At 35.7% G+C, this 20,257-nt stretch carries 21 protein-coding genes; 11 read left to right on the top strand and 10 right to left on the bottom strand.

Features of this window, described 5'->3' with window-relative positions:
* The first annotated feature begins 455 nt into the window (after positions 1–455).
* The 3 genes from DET49_RS16325 (at position 456) to DET49_RS16315 (ending at position 4,930) form a co-directional block, all read left to right on the top strand.
* Entirely contained in the window at positions 456–1,415 is a 960-nt protein-coding gene (locus DET49_RS16325) for a DUF4382 domain-containing protein (protein ID WP_133549635.1), read from the top strand.
* Between the two features lie 231 nt (positions 1,416–1,646).
* Positions 1,647–3,740 (top strand): phosphate acetyltransferase, encoded by a 2,094-nt coding sequence (pta, locus tag DET49_RS16320; RefSeq protein WP_133549633.1) that lies wholly within the window; start codon positions 1,647–1,649, stop codon positions 3,738–3,740.
* A gap of 8 nt (positions 3,741–3,748) precedes the next feature.
* Positions 3,749–4,930 (top strand): acetate/propionate family kinase, encoded by a 1,182-nt coding sequence (locus DET49_RS16315; protein ID WP_133549631.1) that lies wholly within the window; start codon positions 3,749–3,751, stop codon positions 4,928–4,930.
* A gap of 23 nt (positions 4,931–4,953) precedes the next feature.
* Here DET49_RS16315 and DET49_RS16310 read toward each other — a convergent pair whose 3' ends face one another.
* Together DET49_RS16310 and DET49_RS16305 are read right to left on the bottom strand one after the other, a co-directional pair.
* Positions 4,954–5,412, bottom strand: coding sequence for a hypothetical protein (locus DET49_RS16310; RefSeq protein WP_166636599.1), 459 nt, complete (start codon positions 5,410–5,412; stop codon positions 4,954–4,956).
* 407 nt (positions 5,413–5,819) lie between these two features.
* A complete protein-coding gene (locus tag DET49_RS16305) occupies positions 5,820–6,488 on the bottom strand; it encodes a ZIP family metal transporter (protein ID WP_133549627.1) in 669 nt (222 codons plus the stop codon).
* A 211-nt stretch (positions 6,489–6,699) separates the two neighbouring features.
* On the opposite strand from DET49_RS16305, the gene DET49_RS16300 reads away from it, so the two are divergent.
* Complete coding sequence (locus DET49_RS16300) at positions 6,700–7,857, top strand: class I SAM-dependent RNA methyltransferase (RefSeq protein WP_133549625.1); 1,158 nt, start codon at positions 6,700–6,702, stop codon at positions 7,855–7,857.
* Positions 7,858–7,904: 47 nt separating this feature from the next.
* Here the strand turns inward: DET49_RS16300 and DET49_RS16295 are convergent, their stop codons facing one another.
* The 3 genes from DET49_RS16295 to rlmD are packed head-to-tail and all read right to left on the bottom strand — an operon-like array spanning position 7,905 to position 10,515.
* Positions 7,905–8,609 (bottom strand): DUF6048 family protein, encoded by a 705-nt coding sequence (locus tag DET49_RS16295; protein ID WP_243729702.1) that lies wholly within the window; start codon positions 8,607–8,609, stop codon positions 7,905–7,907.
* Positions 8,575–9,105 (bottom strand): DUF6452 family protein, encoded by a 531-nt coding sequence (locus tag DET49_RS16290; protein ID WP_133549623.1) that lies wholly within the window; start codon positions 9,103–9,105, stop codon positions 8,575–8,577. The genes DET49_RS16295 and DET49_RS16290 overlap by 35 nt, the downstream gene beginning before the upstream one ends.
* Complete coding sequence (gene rlmD, locus DET49_RS16285; RefSeq protein ID WP_133549641.1) at positions 9,106–10,515, bottom strand: 23S rRNA (uracil(1939)-C(5))-methyltransferase RlmD; 1,410 nt, start codon at positions 10,513–10,515, stop codon at positions 9,106–9,108. It abuts the gene before it with no gap.
* Positions 10,516–10,695: 180 nt separating this feature from the next.
* Here rlmD and rocD point away from each other — a divergent pair, with 180 nt between their 5' ends.
* On the top strand, positions 10,696–11,940 hold the full coding sequence (gene rocD, locus DET49_RS16280) for an ornithine--oxo-acid transaminase (RefSeq protein WP_133549621.1): 1,245 nt from the start codon (positions 10,696–10,698) through the stop codon (positions 11,938–11,940).
* Positions 11,941–12,019: 79 nt separating this feature from the next.
* Here the strand turns inward: rocD and DET49_RS16275 are convergent, their stop codons facing one another.
* The 3 genes from DET49_RS16275 to DET49_RS16265 all read right to left on the bottom strand — a co-directional run bounded on the left by DET49_RS16275 (position 12,020) and on the right by DET49_RS16265 (position 13,665).
* Positions 12,020–12,352, bottom strand: a complete 333-nt coding sequence (locus DET49_RS16275) for a CCC motif membrane protein (RefSeq protein WP_133549619.1) — start codon at positions 12,350–12,352, stop codon at positions 12,020–12,022.
* 10 nt (positions 12,353–12,362) lie between these two features.
* Positions 12,363–12,656 (bottom strand): DUF2752 domain-containing protein, encoded by a 294-nt coding sequence (locus DET49_RS16270; RefSeq protein ID WP_133549617.1) that lies wholly within the window; start codon positions 12,654–12,656, stop codon positions 12,363–12,365.
* A 199-nt stretch (positions 12,657–12,855) separates the two neighbouring features.
* A complete protein-coding gene (locus DET49_RS16265) occupies positions 12,856–13,665 on the bottom strand; it encodes a hypothetical protein (protein ID WP_133549615.1) in 810 nt (269 codons plus the stop codon).
* Positions 13,666–13,741: 76 nt separating this feature from the next.
* Between DET49_RS16265 and DET49_RS16260 the strand changes: the two genes are divergently transcribed.
* Together DET49_RS16260 and DET49_RS16255 are read left to right on the top strand one after the other, a co-directional pair.
* Complete coding sequence (locus DET49_RS16260; RefSeq protein WP_133549613.1) at positions 13,742–13,939, top strand: hypothetical protein; 198 nt, start codon at positions 13,742–13,744, stop codon at positions 13,937–13,939.
* Positions 13,939–14,484: a Smr/MutS family protein gene (locus tag DET49_RS16255; RefSeq protein WP_133549611.1), complete on the top strand. Its 546-nt coding sequence runs from the start codon at positions 13,939–13,941 to the stop codon at positions 14,482–14,484. The genes DET49_RS16260 and DET49_RS16255 overlap by 1 nt, the downstream gene beginning before the upstream one ends.
* On the opposite strand, the gene DET49_RS16250 is transcribed toward DET49_RS16255, so the two are convergent.
* The gene (locus DET49_RS16250; RefSeq protein WP_133549609.1) at positions 14,481–15,500 is read right to left on the bottom strand and encodes a hypothetical protein; all 1,020 of its coding nucleotides are present in this window, start codon (positions 15,498–15,500) and stop codon (positions 14,481–14,483) included. The genes DET49_RS16255 and DET49_RS16250 overlap by 4 nt on opposite strands.
* 98 nt (positions 15,501–15,598) lie before the next feature.
* Between DET49_RS16250 and DET49_RS16245 the strand changes: the two genes are divergently transcribed.
* From DET49_RS16245 to mtaB, 3 genes are all read left to right on the top strand, one after another.
* Positions 15,599–16,747: a cysteine desulfurase family protein gene (locus DET49_RS16245; protein WP_133549607.1), complete on the top strand. Its 1,149-nt coding sequence runs from the start codon at positions 15,599–15,601 to the stop codon at positions 16,745–16,747.
* A gap of 109 nt (positions 16,748–16,856) precedes the next feature.
* On the top strand, positions 16,857–17,309 hold the full coding sequence (locus tag DET49_RS16240; protein WP_133549605.1) for an OsmC family protein: 453 nt from the start codon (positions 16,857–16,859) through the stop codon (positions 17,307–17,309).
* A 259-nt stretch (positions 17,310–17,568) separates the two neighbouring features.
* Positions 17,569–18,900 (top strand): tRNA (N(6)-L-threonylcarbamoyladenosine(37)-C(2))-methylthiotransferase MtaB, encoded by a 1,332-nt coding sequence (gene mtaB, locus DET49_RS16235; RefSeq protein WP_133549603.1) that lies wholly within the window; start codon positions 17,569–17,571, stop codon positions 18,898–18,900.
* On the opposite strand, the gene DET49_RS16230 is transcribed toward mtaB, so the two are convergent.
* Positions 18,897–19,199 (bottom strand): N-acetyltransferase, encoded by a 303-nt coding sequence (locus DET49_RS16230; protein ID WP_133549639.1) that lies wholly within the window; start codon positions 19,197–19,199, stop codon positions 18,897–18,899. The genes mtaB and DET49_RS16230 overlap by 4 nt on opposite strands.
* Before the next feature lie 361 nt (positions 19,200–19,560).
* Between DET49_RS16230 and DET49_RS16225 the strand changes: the two genes are divergently transcribed.
* Positions 19,561–20,244 carry an alpha/beta fold hydrolase gene (locus tag DET49_RS16225; RefSeq protein ID WP_133549601.1) on the top strand — a complete coding sequence of 228 codons (684 nt, stop codon included), beginning with the start codon at positions 19,561–19,563 and terminating at the stop codon, positions 20,242–20,244.
* Positions 20,245–20,257 lie beyond the last annotated feature (13 nt).

Raw genomic sequence — 20,257 nt, 5'->3', positions numbered from 1 at the left:
ATTCCGAACAGAGAAGTTAAGCCCGTTAGCGCAGATGGTACTGCTATTTGTGGGAGAGTATGTCACCGCCTTTTTTTTAAAGACCCTTACAGTTAACTGTAAGGGTCTTTTTTTTGCCCTAAAGTGAGGGGCTGTAAAATGTTATAGAAGTAGCTTAAAAAGTTAAGGATGGCCATCCCCAATAGGACCATGGCGTTTTTATTATATCCTTACACTTAAGGTCTACACTTCAAAGTCCTTGCTAAACCTGAACTTCCATTTTTTAAAAATTCCTTAAGAATTGTTAAACCTATTGTAAATCATATTTTTTGAATAATAGGCTTACTTCAACTCCGTTAGTATATCATATCATAACAAAGCTGAGTCTTATAGGGAAAAATTACTTGCGCAGGATGCGCTAAACCAAATCTATAAATTACTAACTGTTGTGTGAAACAACAAAAAACTAAACACTTATGAATTTGAAGTATTTGTTCAAAACGGGAGTTTTAATTTTATGCATGGGGCTTGTAGTCTCTTGTTCAGAAGAAGACAATGATTTAGATACTGACGAACCTGGTGCGCAGACCTACAATTCTGAAATTTATCTAACCGATGCACCTATTGACAATGCAGAAGTTGATGCTGTATTTATCACTGTTAGCGGTGTGAAGGTGAATGGGAAGGCTATTGAAAATTTTGAAAAAACTACTTTGAATATTAGTAGTTTACAAAACGGAGAAACCCAGCTATTAGGAGACCTGAAACTTGAAAGTGGCAGTACCTCTGAAATTAGTTTAATGCTGGATAATGAAACAGATGCTTCAGGAGAAGCACCAGGTAACTATGTGTTAACTACAAATGGTGAGAAAAAAGCACTTGCTACTACTTCGCAAGAAATTAGTATAGCAGATCAGGTGGACATTCAGGAAAATGATAACAACAAGATAATCCTGGATTTTGATCTTAGAAAATCTATTGTTACTAATGCAGAAGGGGAATATCATTTTGTAAGTGATAGTGAGCTTGCTCATAGTATAAGAGCAGTAAATAGTCTAGAAGCCGGTTCAATTACCGGTACAGTAAGTGATTTTGGTTCCACCGATGCTGAAACAATGTTGGTTTTTGCTTATGAAGAAGGCACTTATGATGAAGCAGAAACTTCTAAAAATGCTGAAGGCGTATTATTTGCGAACGCGGTGGGAAGTAGCAAAGTAGACCAATCTAATGGTGATTTTGGAATTTATTTTGTTGAAGAAGGAGATTATGAACTCCATTTCGCCTCTTTTAAAGATGAAGACGAGGATGGTAGTCTTGAATTTAAGGGAGAGGTAGAGGCAACCTCCGAATCGGAAATTGATCTTCTAGGGTTTTCTGTTGATGCAAATTCAGAAGTAAATCTGGAAGTTATTTTATTAGGATTACTAGGTTTATAAACCATCAAAAATTTACGACTAATTAAAACCACCTTCGGGTGGTTTTTTGTTATTATTTTGGTAAGCCCGAATTTTCCATCCTGCTAGAAATTTATTTATTTCAGATTTCCGATATCAAAGGAGTTTCTCTATTTCAAAAATGTGATTCATATCAGCTTTACATTCTTTTAGGATAAACTTAAAAGCTGTTTCTTTTAATTAAGTTTATTTTTGTTCAACAATTTATATACTATGAACAAAGGAATTTATATCGCCACTCTAGAATCTCACAGCGGTAAATCTATGATTAGCTTGGGACTTATGCGTACCCTTTTGGGCAAAATGGTTAAAGTAGGTTATTTTAGGCCAATTATAAATGATACCTCTAATGGGGAAAAAGATAATCATATAGACACAGTTTTAAGTTATTTTAATTTGAACATCCCTTATGAAGATACTTTCGCATTTACTCGAAGTGAAGTAATCCAAAAAAGAAATGAAGGTAGATCTGGGGAGATTATAGACACTATAATTACCAAATATAAAAGGCTTGAAGAGGAATTTGATTTTATACTTGTAGAAGGCAGTGATTTTTCTGGTGAAGGCAGTGTTTTCGAGTTCGATGTGAATGTGGTAATTGCAAAAAATCTTGGAATTCCGGTTATAATTGTCGTTAGTGGTCAATTTAAAAGCTGGGAAGAATTACTGGGGAATCAACAAATGGCTTATCGCGCTTTTAAAGACAAGGAGGTCCAGGTAATAGCTATGGTAAGTAATAAAATTCAGGAAGAAAACCTGGAGCCTGCAATAAAAAATATGCGAGGTTTTTTGCCTGAAGAAGTGGGTGTATTTGCGATTCCATTAATCGATACGCTTAATAACCCTACCTTAAAGGAAATAGTCAAAGTTCTTGATGGTGAAGTTTTATTCGGCCACGATTTTCTTGATAATCAAACCGGTAATTTTGGAGTGGGTGCAATGCAGCTTCGTAATTATCTAACCACCCTTAAAAACGAAAGTTTAGTAATTACTCCAGGAGATAGGGCCGATATTATCCTTGGCGCATTACAGGCTAATATTTCCAGTAACTACCCAAGGATTTCAGGGATTATTCTAACCGGTGGGCTTAGGCCGGAAGAATCGATTTTAAAATTGATTGAGGGCTTGTCGGATATTGTTCCTATAATATCGGTTCAGGAAGGAACCTTTGCAGTTACTAATAAAGTGGGTGCTATAAAGTCTAATATATATGCAGATAGTATCCAGAAAATTCAAACCACTATCAGTATTTTTGAGCGTTATGTTTCTTTTGATCCCCTGGTTGAAAAACTTACCAATTATAATCCACAAGGAATTACGCCCAGAATGTTTCAATATGGATTGGTCAAACGAGCCAGGCAGAGTAAAAAACATATCGTTTTGCCAGAGGGAACAGACCAGCGTATTCTTGCTGCAGCTAAACGTCTTATAGATATGGATCTGGTAGAACTTACCCTGTTGGGAAATTTTGATGCCATACAGAAAACTATAGCTAAAATTGCTTTGGATATTGACTTGTCAAAGGTTCATATTGTGGAACCTGTAAATTCACCGAATTTCCAGGATTACGCAGAAACTTTTTATGAATTGAGAAAACATAAGGGTGTGAACATGGATATGGCTAAAGATCGTATGAGCGATGTTTCCTACTATGGAACAATGATGATCTATAAAGGTCATGCAGATGGAATGGTTTCTGGTGCAGCGCATACTACACAACATACTATTTTACCGGCTTTACAATTTATTAAAACAAAACCAAATGTATCTGTGGTTTCTTCGGTGTTTTTTATGTGTTTAGAGGATAGGGTTTCCGTGTTTGGAGACTGTGCGATTAATCCCAATCCTACTGCGGAGGAATTAGCAGAAATCACCATTTCTTCAGCAGAAAGTGCTTTAGCTTTTGGTATTGAACCAAAGATAGCTATGCTTTCTTACTCGTCCGGAACCTCAGGAAAAGGAGAAGATGTAGATAGAGTAAGAGAAGCTACCGAAATAGTAAAAAGACGAAGACCGGATCTTAAAATTGAAGGTCCAATTCAATATGATGCAGCCGTTGACATTAGCGTGGGTAAAAGTAAATTACCGGAATCTGAAGTGGCAGGACAGGCGAATGTTTTAATTTTCCCAGATTTAAATACGGGTAATAATACTTATAAGGCCGTACAGCGTGAAACCGGAGCTTTGGCCATAGGACCAATGCTTCAAGGCTTAAATAAACCAGTAAATGACCTAAGCCGGGGTTGTACCGTAGCCGATGTATATAATACCGTAATTTTAACCGCCATACAGGCACAAGGAATCTAAATTTTACCATGAAAAATATTTTAATTATAAATTCAGGGAGTTCATCTTTAAAATTTCAATTAATACAAATGCCTTCAGAAGCTGTAATGGCTTCTGGTATGATAGAAAGAATAGGGCAAGTAGGTGCAAAATTACATTATAAAACCGAAATCGATTCGATTTATGAAGAACGAGAGGTACTAGATCATGCTATTGCCTTAAAGGCTATTACAGACCTTTTAATGGATTCTGAAAAAGGTGTTATAAAAAATGCTGAAGAAATAACTTCTATTGGCCACAGAGTAGTCCACGGAGGAGATAGTTTTTCTAAAACAATAGTGATAGATGAAAAAGTAAAGGCAAAAATTAAAGAATATTTTTCCCTGGCGCCCTTGCATAATCCACCGAATTTAAAAGGTATTGAGGTTGCAGAAGAACTTTTTCCGATGGCCCAACAGGTAGCAGTTTTCGATACGGCATTTCATCGAAGTATTCCAGAGAAAGCAGCGCAATATGCCATTCCTACTGATTTTTTTGATAAACATCATATACAACTTTACGGATTTCATGGAACTAGCCATAAATACGTAACCGAGAAGGCAATTGCACTTTTACAGAAGGAAAATTCAAAAATTATTAGTATTCACCTCGGAAATGGTTGCAGTATCACAGCCGTTAAGAATGGAAAAAGTATTGACCATTCCCTTGGTTTTGGCCCGGTTAATGGCCTTATTATGGGAACCAGAAGTGGTGATATTGATCAGTCAGTTATTTTTTACCTTATTAATCAATTGGGATATTCAGCACAGGATGTTAGCGATATTCTCCATAATAAAAGCGGGATGTATGGCCTTACCGGTTATAGTGACCTTCGTGATATTGAAGCGCAGGCCGAAAAAGGTGATAAACAGTGCCAGTTAGCCCTTGAGATGAACGCCTACCGAATTAAAAAGTACATTGGATCATATGCGGCTGCAATGAATGGTGTCGATGCCCTTGTTTTTACCGCGGGAATTGGGGAAAATAGTAATGTCATTCGCAGTTTGGTTTGTAAGGATATGGAATTTTTCGGAATTAAACTAAATGAAGAAAAAAATAAACAACATTTAAAGGAATTGAGAACTATTAATGCGGATGATGCTAAAGTTCAGGTCATTATTATTCCTACTAATGAAGAATTGGAAATTGCAAAGCAAACCTATAATATGTGAACTTAGCACAGAATGCTATTTTTTTAAATCAGGTATTTATTTACCAGGATTAATTGTTTTTGTAAAGGTTTTGAGGTGTGCTTATGAGCTAAACAGGTGTTTCTCAAATTTCCATCCGTCAAATTTGAAAGGGTGTGATGCAACTGTTTAATGAATTGCTTTTCCATCTCGATACATATTCGGCCTGATTTTAGGTTAGGAGTTTCACTCAATTTTCGCTGCATTTGAAGTATTTCTTTCTTGCATTTTTTAATAAGTATGTCAAGATATTCCTGATCCTTTGCTTCCAAAATATGCTTATCTAAATCATCTTTAAGAGTTTTTTTATGGTTGTATAAAGATTTAAAAAGCCTTTTTAAAAAAGGCTTTTTAGTGGATAGGACTCCATGTTTATAGTATATCGCCGCAGTATAGTTAGCGATATAATAACTTTCTAAATAATCTATTTCAGATGGTCTTCTCAACATGATTTTTTCTTTCAACTTTTGACAAAGACGGTAAAAAAGTAGCAAAAGTTTTATAATGAAATTACAGGAAATATGGAAAATGAGGTGTTAAATAAGATTAAACAATACTTAAAGCTTACTTAATATAAAAATGGGTTGAAAACATTTATGGTTATTAATAACCTCGGATTACATTTCAATTTAGCATATTACCCTTGGGGTTTTATCTTCAATTAAACCTGTTAATTTCATTTACTTCCACTTGAGGAAATGAAAAATCTCCTGGTAAAGATTTTATACTTAAAGAAAAAATAATTTGAACTTGGGCCTGATTCAGCTAGTTTGTTATTCAGACCATTGATTTTGGTGGTGAACATTTCTACTGTTGAAAATTATTTCAAAGGTGTCGGCTTAATTTATTGCTTTCACTTTAACTTAAAATTTTAAATAAAGTAAGCCAATAAAATACCTCCAATGATGACTGTCAGTTTAGAAATATTGAACTTATGATTTTTTGAAGCTTCAAATAAGATTGTTGTAGAAACATGCAAAAAAATGCCAATTACCAGCGCATTGATGTAAATTGAGATATCCTGTAGGAAGCTAAATTGTGATTTAAAGAAACTACCAAGGGGGGTCATTAAAGCAAAAACGCCTAGAAATAATCCGACTTTAATTTTGCTCAAATTAGAATGAATTAGAAATACCGAAAGAATAGTCGCCACAGGGATTTTATGAATAACTACGCCGTGCAAAATATGGTCACCTTCATCCATTGGAAAGCCTTCCAGAAATGCATGAATACTTAAACTTATCAATAACAAGATTGGAAATTTATTCAATCCTTCCTGGTGGTGCAAATGTCCATGTTCCACTCCCTTTGAAACAAATTCAAGGATGATTTGAAGCAGTAAACCGAGCATAATAAAAATCCCAACTTCCTGAGATGGTTTTGAATATACCTCTGGTAGTAATTCAAAAATTGTAATCGCCAGTAAATAGGCGCCACTAAAACTTAAAAGCAATTTAAAACCGATAGATGAAGTTGGTTTTAAGAACATAGCGACAAAATAACCTGCAAATACTGAAATTAGGGGTAAAATATAGATCATCAATTAGTGTCAAAAATAATTAGCAAATTTCCCTGGAATACACCTCAAGGTCTAAACTTTAAAAAAGCAATACTAGTTAAGATAATTTCCAGGCTCCTTTATTTAGTTGGAAATATAAGTCGTAAAAGCATCTGTAATATTTCAGCATCCCAGCCGGCAATACTATTATTCAGCAAAATTACCCTATTTTTGTGGACTGTAAAAAACCGATATGGAAAATAATTTTAAAATGATCGCCAAGACTATGTATGGTTTTGAGCCAATTTTGGCCAAAGAATTAATGGCACTTGGCGCTATGGATGTAAAAGAAGGAACAAGAAATGTCAGTTTTGTGGGAGATAACGGCTTTATGTATAAGGCAAACCTTTGCCTGAGAACTGCCATTAAAATTCTCAAGCCTTATCAAAGTTTTAAAATATATTCAGAAGAAGATCTTTACAAGCAAATCTATGAATTACCCTGGGAGAATTTTATGGATGTTGACGATACCTTGGCTATTGATGCAACGGTACATTCTGAAACTTTTACGCATTCTCAATATATTTCCCTTAAAACCAAGGATGCAATTGTAGACAGGTTCCGGGACAAATTTGATAAGAGACCAAATGTCGACCTTGATTTTCCAACTTTAAGAATTAATATTCATATTGAAAAGAATTTTTGTAATGTTTCTTTTGATTCTTCGGGGCAGTCTTTACATAAACGTGGGTATAAGACCGCGACTAATATCGCGCCTATAAATGAAGTTTTGGCCGCTGGAATGTTACTGCTTTCTGGTTGGGACGGACAATGTGACTTTCTAGACCCAATGTGCGGTAGTGGTACCATTTTAATTGAAGCTGCAATGATCGCTTGTAATATTCCGCCGAATTTAAACCGAAAAGAATTTGCTTTTGAACGCTGGAAAGATTGGGACGAAGATTTATTTGAGACCATTGAAGCCTCGGTGTTAAAAAAAGTAAGGGAATTTCATTTTACCATTAAAGGTTATGATAAGGCTCCCTCGGCAGTAAATAAAGCTATAGATAACATTGAAAATGCTAATCTTACCGAATTCATTTCTGTAAAAAGAGAGGATTTTTTTGAATCTGTAAAAGAAGGTGAAAGGCATTTGCATATATTGTTTAACCCTCCATATGGTGAGCGTCTGGAAATTGATATGCCGAAATTCTATAAATCAATAGGAGACACCTTAAAACAAGGTTATCCTGGCACCGATGCCTGGCTTATAACTTCCAATCTTGAAGCTATAAAACACGTAGGTTTAAGGCCTTCTCGAAAAATTAAGTTGTATAACGGAGCCCTGGAGTCTAAATTACTGAAATACCAGGTTTATCAGGGATCAAAGAAGACAAAGTACCAGGAATAGTAAGTTCAATACCTAGGTATTTTAAATTTAACCTTGAATTAAATGCTCTATTTTTTATAAAAAGGAATCAGATAACTAATAGTGTAGCCATATCCTACACCAATATTGCTATCGTCGTATGTTCGGTTAAAACCAGGAATAGCTAGATTGGCAAAATTATCTGGTTCGTTTTGAAATAGCATACGCTTTAACTGCACGTGTGCAGAGAGGTATAAGTTATTGAATAATTCCACTTTTATTCCTGCCACAAGTTCCAACCAATTAGCCGTTAGGCTTGTATATTCAATATTTTCTGTCCGAATATCAGGTTCGAAAAAAGAATTTGTAGTGTAGATTTGGTATTCTTCGATTTCCTGAGAAAAGGTAGAAAATCCATATCGAGCACCTACAAAAATAAGGTTTTGCATCCCTGTCCAGTTTTCATAGGCATTATAATCCCCCCCTAATTTTATATAACTTCCCCGTGAAGTTATACTTATATTGTCTTCCTCATAGCCAATAGTTTCATTGCCCAGTTCCGCTGCAGCATAATAATCCTTATAAACCCTGTAATCTCCCAGAATCTCAAATCCGGAATATTCATCCTGAAAAGCAGTTCTTAGCAATTTGCTGATATCTGTTCCCACCCGAAGTCCAAATTTCTCGCGATCGGCAAGACTATCATTTACCCCTTCTTCCTGGCCTAGTAAAGGACAGGTTAGCAACAGGAATAATAAACTAAAAAAATACGCTGATATGTTTTTGTGTTTCATCTTCAATATCGGGTTCTTCAATAATATAAGAATCTATCCATTGGCCATCTTCCCCGCCTTCAATTGTTACCTTTAAACTATTATAAATAACTTTGTAGGCGCAGGCTCGGTTTACATATACTTCTTCGGTACCATAGGTAAAACTTAAAGTATCGGTATTTGGCAGGAATTCTGGATCTTCTTCTTCCTCATCTTCTTCTGAATCAAAAATGGTAAAGGTATACCTTGTAATATTTTGATCTGTTCTCAAAGGAATAGGAATACTATCCTCATTTATTCTTTGATATAAGGTTTTAATAGAATCATTTACTATAGCTCTTATACTTAAATTGGTAGGAGTTGCCGGGTTTTCTCTTTCTTCAATATCATAAAACCGCATAATGAGGTTAGGCGTTGTTGGGGTGGTTGGAGGACAAATATCGTCCCTCTGGCATCCTAAAATAACCAGTAATAGAAATACTACTGGTACCAGTTTCTTAAAATAGCTTTTATTCATTTATTTTCTTTCTAAACAGACAACATTCTCTACGTGATGTGTTTGGGGGAACATATCCACAGGCTGCACTTTGGTGACTTTATAATACTGGTCAAGCATAGAGAGATCCCGGGCCTGTGTAGCCGAGTTACAACTGACGTAAACAATACGCTTTGGCAATATACCAATTATTTGAGCAATCACATCCTTGTGCATACCGTCTCTTGGGGGATCGGTTATTATAACGTCGGGTTGACCATGATTATTGATAAATTCTTCAGAAAAAACCTTCTTCATATCGCCTACAAAAAACTCTGCATTTTCAATCTTGTTGCGTTCTGCATTCTCTTTGGCATCAGAAATTGCTTCGGGAACAACTTCAACCCCAATTATTTTTTTAGCTTTTTGAGCAACAAACTGAGCAATAGTTCCTGTGCCAGTATAAAGATCATAAACAATCTCGTCTCCCTTTAGATCAGCAAAATCCCGGGTTATTTTATATAATTCGTAAGCCTGGGCAGAATTGGTTTGATAAAAGGACTTGGCGTTTATTTTAAACTGTAATCCTTCCATTTCTTCAAATATATGGTCCCTACCTTTGAAGCAGATCACTTCCTGATCATAGATGGTATCATTTCCTTTTTCATTAATGACATACTGAAGGGATGTTATTTCTGGAAACATTTCTACTATGGCATTAAGTAACAATTTACGTTTTTCCTCATTTTCATGAAAGAACTGGATTAGAACCATAATTTCACCATTAGATGAGGTGCGAATCATCAAAGTTCTTAATAATCCTTCCTGTTTGCGAGCATTAAAAAAACTCATTTCATTAGCTGTTGCGAATTCTTTCACAAAGTTTCTTATCGCATTGCTGGGGTCTTCTTGTAAATGGCATTTTTTTATATCCAGGATTTTATCCCACATTCCAGGGATGTGAAATCCAAGGGCATTTTTATCATCGAAATCTTTTCCACTATTAATTTCTTCAGGAGTAAGCCAGCGGCTATCACTAAAAGAGAACTCCATTTTATTACGGTAAAAATAGATTTCTTTACTTCCTAGAATTGGAGACATCTCTGGTAGCTCAACTTTCCCTACACGAATAAGGTTATTTAGAACCTCGTCTTGTTTATATTCAAGCTGAAATTTATAATCCATATTTTGCCATTTGCAACCTCCACAGGTACCAAAATGCTGGCAAACCGGTTCCACACGTTTGTCGGAAAATTGATGAAAATTAATCGCTGTTCCCTGGTAGTATGATTTACGCTTTTTGGTAGTTTTTATATCGGCGATATCACCAGGGACTACATTATCTATAAATATTACACGACCATCTGATGATTTACCAATTCCTTTTCCTTTTCCACCGGCTCCGGTAACCTCTACGGCCTCAAATACCTTATTTTTATTCCTTCTTCCCATAGCGCAAAAATAGAATAATTGTGAAGATTTATTCCCTGTGTTCTTCAAAATTTCGACAAACATTTAGTAATTTGCGAAAATTGAATAATGGATGATTTCTCTCCCATGTGACCGGGTTTTTAAAGGAAAAGGCACAAAAGAAGGAATTATAGAATTATTGATTTTTAAAAAAAATTGAACATGTCATTACCAAAAATCACATCTTCAAAAGAAGCTATTGAATTAGAAGACCATCACGGAGCTCATAATTATCATCCTTTGCCTGTAGTGCTTAGTCGTGGCGAGGGCGTGCACGTATGGGATGTAGAAGGAAATAAATATTACGATTTTCTTTCAGCTTATTCTGCGGTAAACCAGGGACATTGCCATCCGAAAATTGTAGAGGCACTATGTAACCAGGCTTCTACCTTAACCCTCACCTCCCGGGCATTTCATAACGATGTGTTAGGACCTTATGAAAAGTTTGCTACGGATTACTTTAAATTCGACAAATTGCTACCTATGAATACCGGGGCAGAAGCAGTCGAGACTGCAATTAAAATTGCAAGAAAATGGGCTTACGAAAGAAAAGGAGTAAAAGAAACTGAAGCTCAAATTATTGTATGTGAAAATAACTTTCATGGCAGAACCACCACAATTATTTCATTCTCGAATGATGAAGGAGCCAGAAAGAATTTTGGACCATATACGCCAGGATTTATCAAAATACCTTATGATGATATTGATGCCCTGGAAAAAGTGCTTAGGGAAAATGATAATATTGCAGGTTTTTTGGTAGAACCAATCCAGGGAGAGGCCGGAGTTTATGTGCCTTCGGAAGGATACCTGAAAAGAGCGCGTGAACTTTGTAAGGAGAATAATGCTTTGTTTATCGCTGACGAAGTGCAAACAGGAATCGCCCGTACCGGTAAGCTACTGGCAGTAGATCATGAAGACGTAAAGCCAGATATGCTTATTCTTGGAAAAGCTATTTCCGGAGGTGTTTATCCTGTATCAGCCGTTTTAGCCAATAACGAGGTGATGGATGTTATCCAACCCGGTCAACATGGATCTACTTTTGGAGGTAATCCTTTAGCCGGTGCTGTGGCAACTGCGGCTCTTGAGGTTATCCGGGATGAGAGTTTAGCTGAAAACGCTGAAAAATTAGGAAATCTTTTCAGAAAGCTACTCAATGATTTTATTCGCAATTCAAATATCGTAGAATTGGTAAGGGGTAAAGGTTTGCTTAATGCTATCGTTATCAATGATTCGGAAGATAGTTCAACAGCCTGGGATATTTGTATGGCGCTAAAAGAAAATGGACTTTTAGCAAAACCTACCCATGGAAATATTATTCGATTCGCTCCACCATTAGTGATGAGTGAAGAACAGATCAGGGATTGTGTAGATATAATTACTTCTACCCTGAAACAGTTTGAGAAATAAATAAGATTTCTGAACTGAAATATCAAATTAAAAAGCCAGCTTTTTTAGCTGGCTTTTTGATTCTAGAAAGAAATATTGATTATTGATTTTGTTCAATTCCTCTTAAAATTTCTTCTTGCATTTCATAGATTCCTTCTACTCCACCATACATTATAAGCATTACAATGGAACTTATTAAACTAATTGCGCTTAATGCAAGACCTATAATTGCCAGGATTTTTCCGGTTTTTACATTTTGGTAACCGGTGTATAAGTCGGGTTGAGCATTGTAGATTTCCGTGGCACGTTTTGACATCACCAGGGCGATAATTCCGAAAATGATTCCTAGTACTCCGTAGCAGCAGCAACCTATTATTGAAAGGATTCCGAAAATTAAAATTAAAGTTGAATTGGGTAATTGTTGTCTTTCCATAAAGTTTGGTTTATTGGGTTAGTTGTATAAAATTATTCATTTTTATTAAATAGCTAATTAGCATTACCGCGCCACTAAAAATAATTAGCGCGATTTTTATTTGAAAATCATACCTGAATTTCACAAAGAGGTTCAGAATTAAGAAACAGAATAAAAATAGAATGGGGTAAATAGCCGGGAACATAATAAAAGCCTGGTGAAATTCTGCCCGGAAAACCATTAATAAAGCTCGTTGTCCACCACAACCAAAACAGTCTACGCCAAAGAGACTTTTGTTAAGACAGGGCAACATATATTCTTCCATAACTAATTTTTATCGCTACTCCTGGTGAATATAAAATTTTTAATAGAGGTTGTTTTTAGGACATAATTCGCGTTCTGCAAATCTAAAAGCAGCAAAGCATATGTATCACTTCCCGATAGCATGATTTTATTATAGACTATTTTTTCTCTTTAGATATCTAAAGATTCTTGTTTCTTTTTGTTTCCACAAGGAAAGCACATCAGAGATCAAAGCTTTTTGTACTTTTCAGATATTTCAAATTGAGGTTTTTCCTCTTTTCCTGCATAAAACTAATAAAAAATCGATTACTATACCTGCCTTTTTTTAAGTCTATAAAAACATCACCTTTATGTAATTGATGATAGGTTTTTAATTCGGCATCAAAAAGATATATTTCATCAATCTCAAAAGATTCGAAATCCTGTAAACTGAAACGAAGTTTTCTAGCATGGATTAATTCAATAATTAATGGAATTTTATCGTTTTTTCGAAATGGCCTCACCTGAATATTGTAAAAAGTTTGCTGAATATTCCAGCCAACATCATTTTCCAATACGTTGCTTATCCTAGCATCCATAGCCCAATCTTCATCTCTGGATGAATCTTCCCTAAAAGTTAAAAGCAAGGCTCGTGAATATAGATTATTAAAATCTATGTCGAGCTTTATTAATGGAATTTTCCTTCTTTGTCGATTTTTAAACTCGAAGATCTGTGCATTATCTTTTTTAAATCCATGTGGAGTAATTTTTAAGCCAATATGACTTTCTTTTTTTCCGGTTTGTAAAAATCCATGATGTACGCAGCTGTATCCCACCCGGAGGTTTTCCTTAAGCCTTCCGATTTCTTTTTTTTGGTCGATATATGCTTTGAATACTCCGCAGGAAAAAGAATCATTACTTTTTAGGGCACAAAATCTGTAAGCATTTTTATAGAAAATCACGGTATCTATGATTGACCTTGGAGAAGAATGCAACTGGGCATTTGTGTCGTAAAAAGAGAAAATAAAAACTAAGAAGTACATTTGCCTCATAATTCCTGTAACTTTGCAGAAAATACAAGAACCGTTATTTTTATTAATTTATAAATAAGGGATAACAGGTAAAAAAATGAATAATTCTCAAGTATTAAATACGATCTTAATAGCAGTTGGAGGTGGACTTTTAATTTACGCTATTGCTGCTGAAAATGCTCATGCTTATTTTAAAATTGTCGGACTTATAATAATTATGCTAGGTCTCTACCGCGCGACAAATTTTTGGGTGGCAACAAAAGACGATCATAAGGAAGACGAAAATAACGAATAATGGAGCTAAAAATAGGAGATAAAGTTGCAGTTTTAGATGATGTGCTTGAAGGTGTGGTTGTAAAAGTTCAAGCTGGTTCTGTTTATATTGAAACTACCGATGGTTTTGAAATGGAATTTGCAATAGAAGAACTGGTGAAAATTGAAACACCAATTGAAGCTCTGCCTGAAGATGTGGATTTTGAGGAAGTTATAAAAGAAAAAAAACTGCCCCCAAAGCCAAAGTCGCAACGAGTAAAACCAAAAGAAAGAAACCTTCCTCCAATGGAAGTGGATCTGCATATAGAAAAGCTAACCCATTCTTCTCGAGGAATGAGTAATTATGATATGTTAAACCTTCAAATGGAAACAGCAAAAAGGCAACTGGACTTTGCGATGAGGAAACGAATCCAAAAAATTGTCTTTATTCACGGTGTAGGGGAGGGGGTGTTAAAAGCCGAACTGGACTTTTTACTCGGGCGCTACGATAACCTGAAATTTTATGATGCCGATTATCAAAAATACGGTCTCGGGGCTACAGAAGTATATTTTTTTCAGAATGCTTAAGGTGCGGTAGTTTCTTCTTCTTCTTCTTCCTGGTTTTCTAACTGCTGGTCGGTTAATTGTATAAAAATTATCTGGTCAGAAACAAATACCCCGAAGTCATAAAAATCAAACCGAATATTTTCTATTTCACCTTCATCGGGAGCTAAATCTAAATCCATAATTCGAATAAAAGACCGATAAGATCTTTGGATACTATGATCTATTTGAAGCTCATGGATAAAAGAAGGGTTTTCCAGTTCCTCCACCAGGTAGTTAGGAGTACCATCATCAGAAGTAGTCAGTAAAAGCGGATCTAAATTTCCGTCTTCTATATCAGACTGCCGTACTTCGTAGCGGGTTAAAACCCCATCGTCATCATCATCAGGATCTAAATAATTTGGCAGCCCGTCTTGATCTGTATCCAGATCTCCACCTTCCGTGGTAGGTTCACCAGGATCTGCAGTTAATTCTCTTTCAGTTGGTGCATTGTCGTTATCGTCATCAATATCGAGATAATCTGGAATTCCATCATTATCGGTATCTAAATGATTCCCTCCTTCCGGATCGAAACCTTCTTCACCATTTTCCAACTCATCACCATCGGAATCAGCACTGAAGGAAAGATCATTATAATTTGTTATGATTCTTACTGTTCCTCCTTGTGAAATATACTCTTCCAATACCCTGGGTGAACCGGGTGGAATCCCCTGGCAGAAATATTCATTCCCATTAATCTCTCCATCATAAATCCTGTACACAAGTCGGTTATTACCTGCTAAAGTGAATTCCAATGTATCCTCTACATTTAATGTTAATAGGTCTTCTTCCAGGTCATCTATTAAACTGCTTTCAGCAAGTTCTAAGGACATGGATTCATTTACATCGCTATTATTGACTACCCAAAGAATCTTTTTATCACCAATTTCGCAAATTTCAAGGTTACTTTCTTCAAAATCAAAATTGGTTACACTGATATCCCCGTCGTCACAAGAGTATAGGCCAATGGAAAATAAGAGTATTACAAGAATCTTTTTCATAGGAGAAATTAAATATGCTTATGAAACAAAAATAGCGGAATTAAGGATTTTTTGGGTAGGTTCTTTCAAATAATTTTATTTCGTTTAATTTTGCGGCCATGAAAAATGTATATCTCGATTCAGCCGCTACCACGCAAATGCGTGATGAAGTTATAGACCGAATGATTACTGTTATGCAGGAGGTCTACGGAAACCCTTCTTCTACCCATTCTTTTGGAAGATCGGCCAAGTCGCTAATTGAGCAGGCCCGTAAAACTGTTGCTTGTTATTTAAAGGTAAAAGCTTCAGAAATAGTGTTTACCTCCGGGGGAACTGAAGCGGATAATCTTGCGTTAAATTCTGCGATCCGAGATCTGGGAGTAAGGCGAATTATTACATCAAAAATAGAACATCATGCGGTTTTATATACCGTAGAGCAGCTTCAGGATTGTTTTGATGTTGAAGTAGTTTACCTCGAACTGGATTCTCTGGGAAATATAAAAACAGCTCATTTAGAAGAACTGCTAAAAATTTCCGATAAGAAAACATTGGTCAGTTTAATGCACGTAAACAATGAAATTGGAAATAAGCTGGATATTAAAAAAGTTGGCAGCCTTTGTAAAGAACATGGCGCTTTATTTCATTCCGATTGCGTGCAGTCAGTAGGGCATTACGATCTTGATTTCAGTGAAATTCCGGTTGATTTTACCGCGGTTAGTGCTCATAAATTTCACGGCCCGAAGGGCGTGGGGTTTGCTTTTATAAGAAAAAACAGCGGCCTAAAGCCACTTATTTTTGGAGGAGAGCAGGAGCGGGGACATCGAGCAGGTACCGAGGGGGTTCATAATATAGTTGGTCTGGAGGAGGCATTAAAACTTTCCTTAGATAATTTGGAGGAAGAAAAAACTCATATCACCGGTTTAAAAACTCACTTTATTGAAAAAATAAAGACCGAAATTCCTGAGGTGAAGTTTAATGGTAATTGTGCCGATCTGGATAAAAGTACCTATACATTGATCAATGTATGTTTGCCAGTTCCAGCCGATAAAGCCCTTATGCTTTTATTTCAGTTGGATTTAAAGGGAATTGCTTGTTCCAAGGGAAGCGCCTGTCAGAGTGGGAGTGATAAAGGTTCTCACGTATTGAATGCTTTTTTAGATGAAGAAGACCTTAAAAAACCATCAGTGCGTTTTTCATTTTCCAGGTATAATACCAAGGATGAAATAGATTATGTAATCAATACCTTAAAAGAGTTTATTTCGTCTTAAATCAATTCTCTTTACCCTGATGCTGATTTGAATCATATTTTATTGTGTTCAATGGTTGTTACTTTGTAGATGAAAATTACCCTTCTGGGTAGTAAAGAAATATAAAGCTATGGCTGAGCATCACAAATACCAGGTAGATCTTATTTGGAAAGCAGACCGAAAGGGAGAAGTTAGTTCTCCCGAATTAACTGATACTATTGAAACAGCAACTCCCCCGGATTTCCCCAAGGGAATGCCTAAAATATGGTCGCCGGAGCATTTTTTAGTTGCTGCGGTAGAAAGTTGTTTAATGACTACTTTTTTAGCAATTGCCGAAAATTCTAAACTAGATTTTATTAGTTTTCGATCTAAAGCGATAGGAAAACTTGATAAGGTTGATGGAAAATGGCAAATGACAGAGATTCTTTTAAATCCTATACTGGAAATCGCCGACAGGGTGAATGCCGATAGAGCAAAGCACATTTTAGAAAAAAGTGAAAAAGCCTGTTTAATCTCAAATTCTATAAAGAGCAAGATCATACTCCAGCCTGAGATTATAATTAATGCTATAGAAAAAGCATAAATCAAACAGATATTCTTTCACCGTTTTCAGATTTCCTGCCAGTAAGCTTCTTTAGGGCTTACCCAGGGTAGCAAAGCGTGAGCTTTTTGAGGTTTAGGATTAATTAGGAAATAATCATTTAAAGATTGATGAATCGGTTTATACCTACTGGAATCGATTCGGAAAAAAGTTCGAAAAAACAATGTTTTCTTAAAACAATTATTGTTGGTATCTTTGCAGCCCTAAAAATCGTTTAACTTCTACAGAAACAGGCAGGTGTATGAATAATAAGAAGGTCGCATTTTATACCTTAGGTTGCAAGCTCAATTTTTCAGAAACTTCTACCATCGCAAGATCTTTTAAAGAGGAAGGTTTTGAGCGTGTTGAATTTACGGAAAATGCAGATATTTATGTGATCAATACTTGTTCGGTTACCGAAAATGCCGATAAGCGATTTAAAACAATTGTAAAGCAGGCACAAAAAGTTAATGAAGATGCTTATGTAATTGCCGTGGGCTGTTATGCACAGTTAAAACCGGAAGAATTAGCCGATGTTAATGGGGTAGATTTAGTGCTTGGTGCCACGGAAAAATTTAAAATTACCGATTATCTGAATGATCTTTCTAAAAATGATTTTGGTGAAGTACACTCCTGTGAAATCGATGAAGCCGATTTTTACGTGGGGGCTTATTCAATAGGAGATAGAACACGAGCCTTTTTAAAAGTGCAGGATGGTTGTGATTATAAATGCACTTACTGCACCATTCCTCTGGCACGTGGGATTTCTCGAAGTGATAAACTTGATAATGTATTAAATAACGCCGCGGAAATTTCAGCAAAAGGAATCAAGGAAATCGTTCTTACTGGTGTAAATATTGGGGACTACGGAAAAGGAGAGTTTGGCAATAAAAAACATGAACATACCTTTCTTGACCTGGTAAAAGCTTTAGATGAGGTAGGTGGTATTGAACGTTTACGGATTTCTTCTATAGAGCCGAATTTACTAAAAAATGAAACAATAGACTTTGTTGCTCAAAGCAATAAGTTTGTGCCTCATTTTCATATTCCCCTGCAAAGTGGAAGTGATGATCTGCTCAAAAGAATGAAACGTCGCTATATGAGCTCTCTTTACACCAATAGGGTAGAGCAAATAAAGGAGGTGATGCCAAATGCATGTATCGGGGTAGATGTAATAGTTGGCTTCCCTGGAGAAACTGAAGAGCATTTTTTGGAAACATACAATTATTTGAATGAATTGAACATCTCTTACCTGCACGTCTTTACGTACTCTGAAAGAGATAATACTCCTGCTGCAAAGATGGAAGGCGTTGTTCCTCCTAAGGTGAGAAAAAAACGAAGCAAAATGCTACGCGGACTTTCAGCTAAAAAGAGAAGAGCTTTTTATGAAAGTCAGTTAGGAAATATTTGCACTGTGTTATTTGAAGGTGAAAACAAAGAAGGTTATATACACGGGTTCACAGAGAACTACGTCAAAGTTAAAGCGCCATGGGATCCTGGGCTGATAAACACTTTGCATCAAATTGAATTAACTTCAATAGACCTCGATGGAATGATTAGATTTGAATTTGTTTCGGAACAGGTTGCAGTCTAAATATTGATTCCAACCGGAAGTAAGTCTTTATATTTGCGTCTGTTTTTCCGCATAAATTTTGCTACATCTGGGCTGGTAGGCATTACGCGTGTATTTCGCTCTTTAATCTCCTCGAGAACCGCTTCAATAAACAGGTCCATATAACCCTCTTCTTTCAGGGCCTCGGGCATAAATACTTTAGTTAAGAATATTTTTCGTTCCTGTTGTGCGTATTCTATAGTGGCTAGTTGCTCGTTTAGGGTAGTTTCAAATTGTCTTAAGAACTCGTTGTCGGTAATTATAATTTCTTCAGCATTCATCATTTCTCGTTTTTCTTTTATAAACCTTTAGGCTAGCAAATTAAATCGCAAAGAGCGACAAAAATTAACTATTAAAATTTTTTCGGCGATATTGTAAAGGTAGTTAAATAAAGCTTTTGTAGCTGAACAATTAACAGCGTGAAATGAAATTAAAAGCTTTAAAAAAATCTCCATTATTTTTAATCTTTCAATTGTGAAAGCCAAATAAATAGCAGTAATTTTGATTAGCAGACTACCTTGGACTAAGTCGTAAGGCATAAGGGGAATAAAAACATTTTTAGTATCAGGACAGAAGCGTTTGCTTACTTAAGTAGTAAATTTACGGCAATAATGAAATTTCTAGTGTTATATACTTGTTAAAATGACGGAAGAAAACCAGTTGATTCACGTTTATTTTATGCCGGGAATGGCTGCTAATTCTTCTATTTTTGAGTTTATAAAACTTTCAGAGTCGCGGTTTAAAACACATTTTTTAGAATGGATAATTCCAACAGCAGACGAAAGCCTAGAGAGTTATGCTCTACGTATGAATAAATATATAAAGCATAAAAATGTAGTGTTGATTGGAGTGTCATTTGGCGGGATTATTGTGCAGGAAATGGCAAAGAGCCTTAAATTGAGAAGGTTAATCATAATTTCTAGTGTGAAGTGCAGAGGTGAATTACCAAAGCGAATGCGTTTTGCTGCCAGCACAGGTTTATTTAAATTAATACCTACAAGTTTATTAGATTATGTAGATCATTTTGAAAAAATTGCTGTGGGCGATTTTATTAAAAAAAGAGCAAAACTTTATAGGCAGTATCTATCAGTTAGAAATCAGCGATACCTAAACTGGGCTATTAAGAATATGGTTTTGTGGAATTGCGCCGAAGCTCGTAAAGATATTATTCATATTCACGGGGATAAAGATGAAATTTTTCCTATAAAGTATATTCCAGAATGTCTTATAGTAAAGGGTGGCACTCATATAATGATTTTGAATCGTTACCGTTGGTTTAATAAAAACCTTCCGGAATTAATCCTTACTGGAAAGATTAAGAAATAAAAATAAATTTAAG

Origin of the sequence: Salegentibacter sp. 24 (genome assembly GCF_004362395.1) — a bacterium.
GTDB lineage: Bacteria > Bacteroidota > Bacteroidia > Flavobacteriales > Flavobacteriaceae > Salegentibacter.
This window is presented reverse-complemented; position numbering and strand designations above follow the sequence as displayed.

Coding starts and splice junctions, on each gene's coding strand:
- DET49_RS16265 (WP_133549615.1), bottom strand. CDS start 13,665: ATGAGGCAAATGTACTTCTTAGTTTTTATTTTCTCTTTTTACGACACA.
- DET49_RS16270 (WP_133549617.1), bottom strand. CDS start 12,656: ATGGAAGAATATATGTTGCCCTGTCTTAACAAAAGTCTCTTTGGCGTA.
- DET49_RS16260 (WP_133549613.1), top strand. CDS start 13,742: ATGAATAATTCTCAAGTATTAAATACGATCTTAATAGCAGTTGGAGGT.
- DET49_RS16325 (WP_133549635.1), top strand. CDS start 456: ATGAATTTGAAGTATTTGTTCAAAACGGGAGTTTTAATTTTATGCATG.
- pta (WP_133549633.1), top strand. CDS start 1,647: ATGAACAAAGGAATTTATATCGCCACTCTAGAATCTCACAGCGGTAAA.
- DET49_RS16290 (WP_133549623.1), bottom strand. CDS start 9,105: ATGAATAAAAGCTATTTTAAGAAACTGGTACCAGTAGTATTTCTATTA.
- DET49_RS16245 (WP_133549607.1), top strand. CDS start 15,599: ATGAAAAATGTATATCTCGATTCAGCCGCTACCACGCAAATGCGTGAT.
- DET49_RS16225 (WP_133549601.1), top strand. CDS start 19,561: ATGACGGAAGAAAACCAGTTGATTCACGTTTATTTTATGCCGGGAATG.
- DET49_RS16230 (WP_133549639.1), bottom strand. CDS start 19,199: ATGAATGCTGAAGAAATTATAATTACCGACAACGAGTTCTTAAGACAA.
- DET49_RS16275 (WP_133549619.1), bottom strand. CDS start 12,352: ATGGAAAGACAACAATTACCCAATTCAACTTTAATTTTAATTTTCGGA.
- DET49_RS16295 (WP_243729702.1), bottom strand. CDS start 8,609: ATGAAACACAAAAACATATCAGCGTATTTTTTTAGTTTATTATTCCTG.
- DET49_RS16315 (WP_133549631.1), top strand. CDS start 3,749: ATGAAAAATATTTTAATTATAAATTCAGGGAGTTCATCTTTAAAATTT.
- DET49_RS16250 (WP_133549609.1), bottom strand. CDS start 15,500: ATGAAAAAGATTCTTGTAATACTCTTATTTTCCATTGGCCTATACTCT.
- DET49_RS16300 (WP_133549625.1), top strand. CDS start 6,700: ATGGAAAATAATTTTAAAATGATCGCCAAGACTATGTATGGTTTTGAG.
- mtaB (WP_133549603.1), top strand. CDS start 17,569: ATGAATAATAAGAAGGTCGCATTTTATACCTTAGGTTGCAAGCTCAAT.
- DET49_RS16240 (WP_133549605.1), top strand. CDS start 16,857: ATGGCTGAGCATCACAAATACCAGGTAGATCTTATTTGGAAAGCAGAC.
- DET49_RS16255 (WP_133549611.1), top strand. CDS start 13,939: ATGGAGCTAAAAATAGGAGATAAAGTTGCAGTTTTAGATGATGTGCTT.
- rocD (WP_133549621.1), top strand. CDS start 10,696: ATGTCATTACCAAAAATCACATCTTCAAAAGAAGCTATTGAATTAGAA.
- DET49_RS16305 (WP_133549627.1), bottom strand. CDS start 6,488: ATGATCTATATTTTACCCCTAATTTCAGTATTTGCAGGTTATTTTGTC.
- rlmD (WP_133549641.1), bottom strand. CDS start 10,515: ATGGGAAGAAGGAATAAAAATAAGGTATTTGAGGCCGTAGAGGTTACC.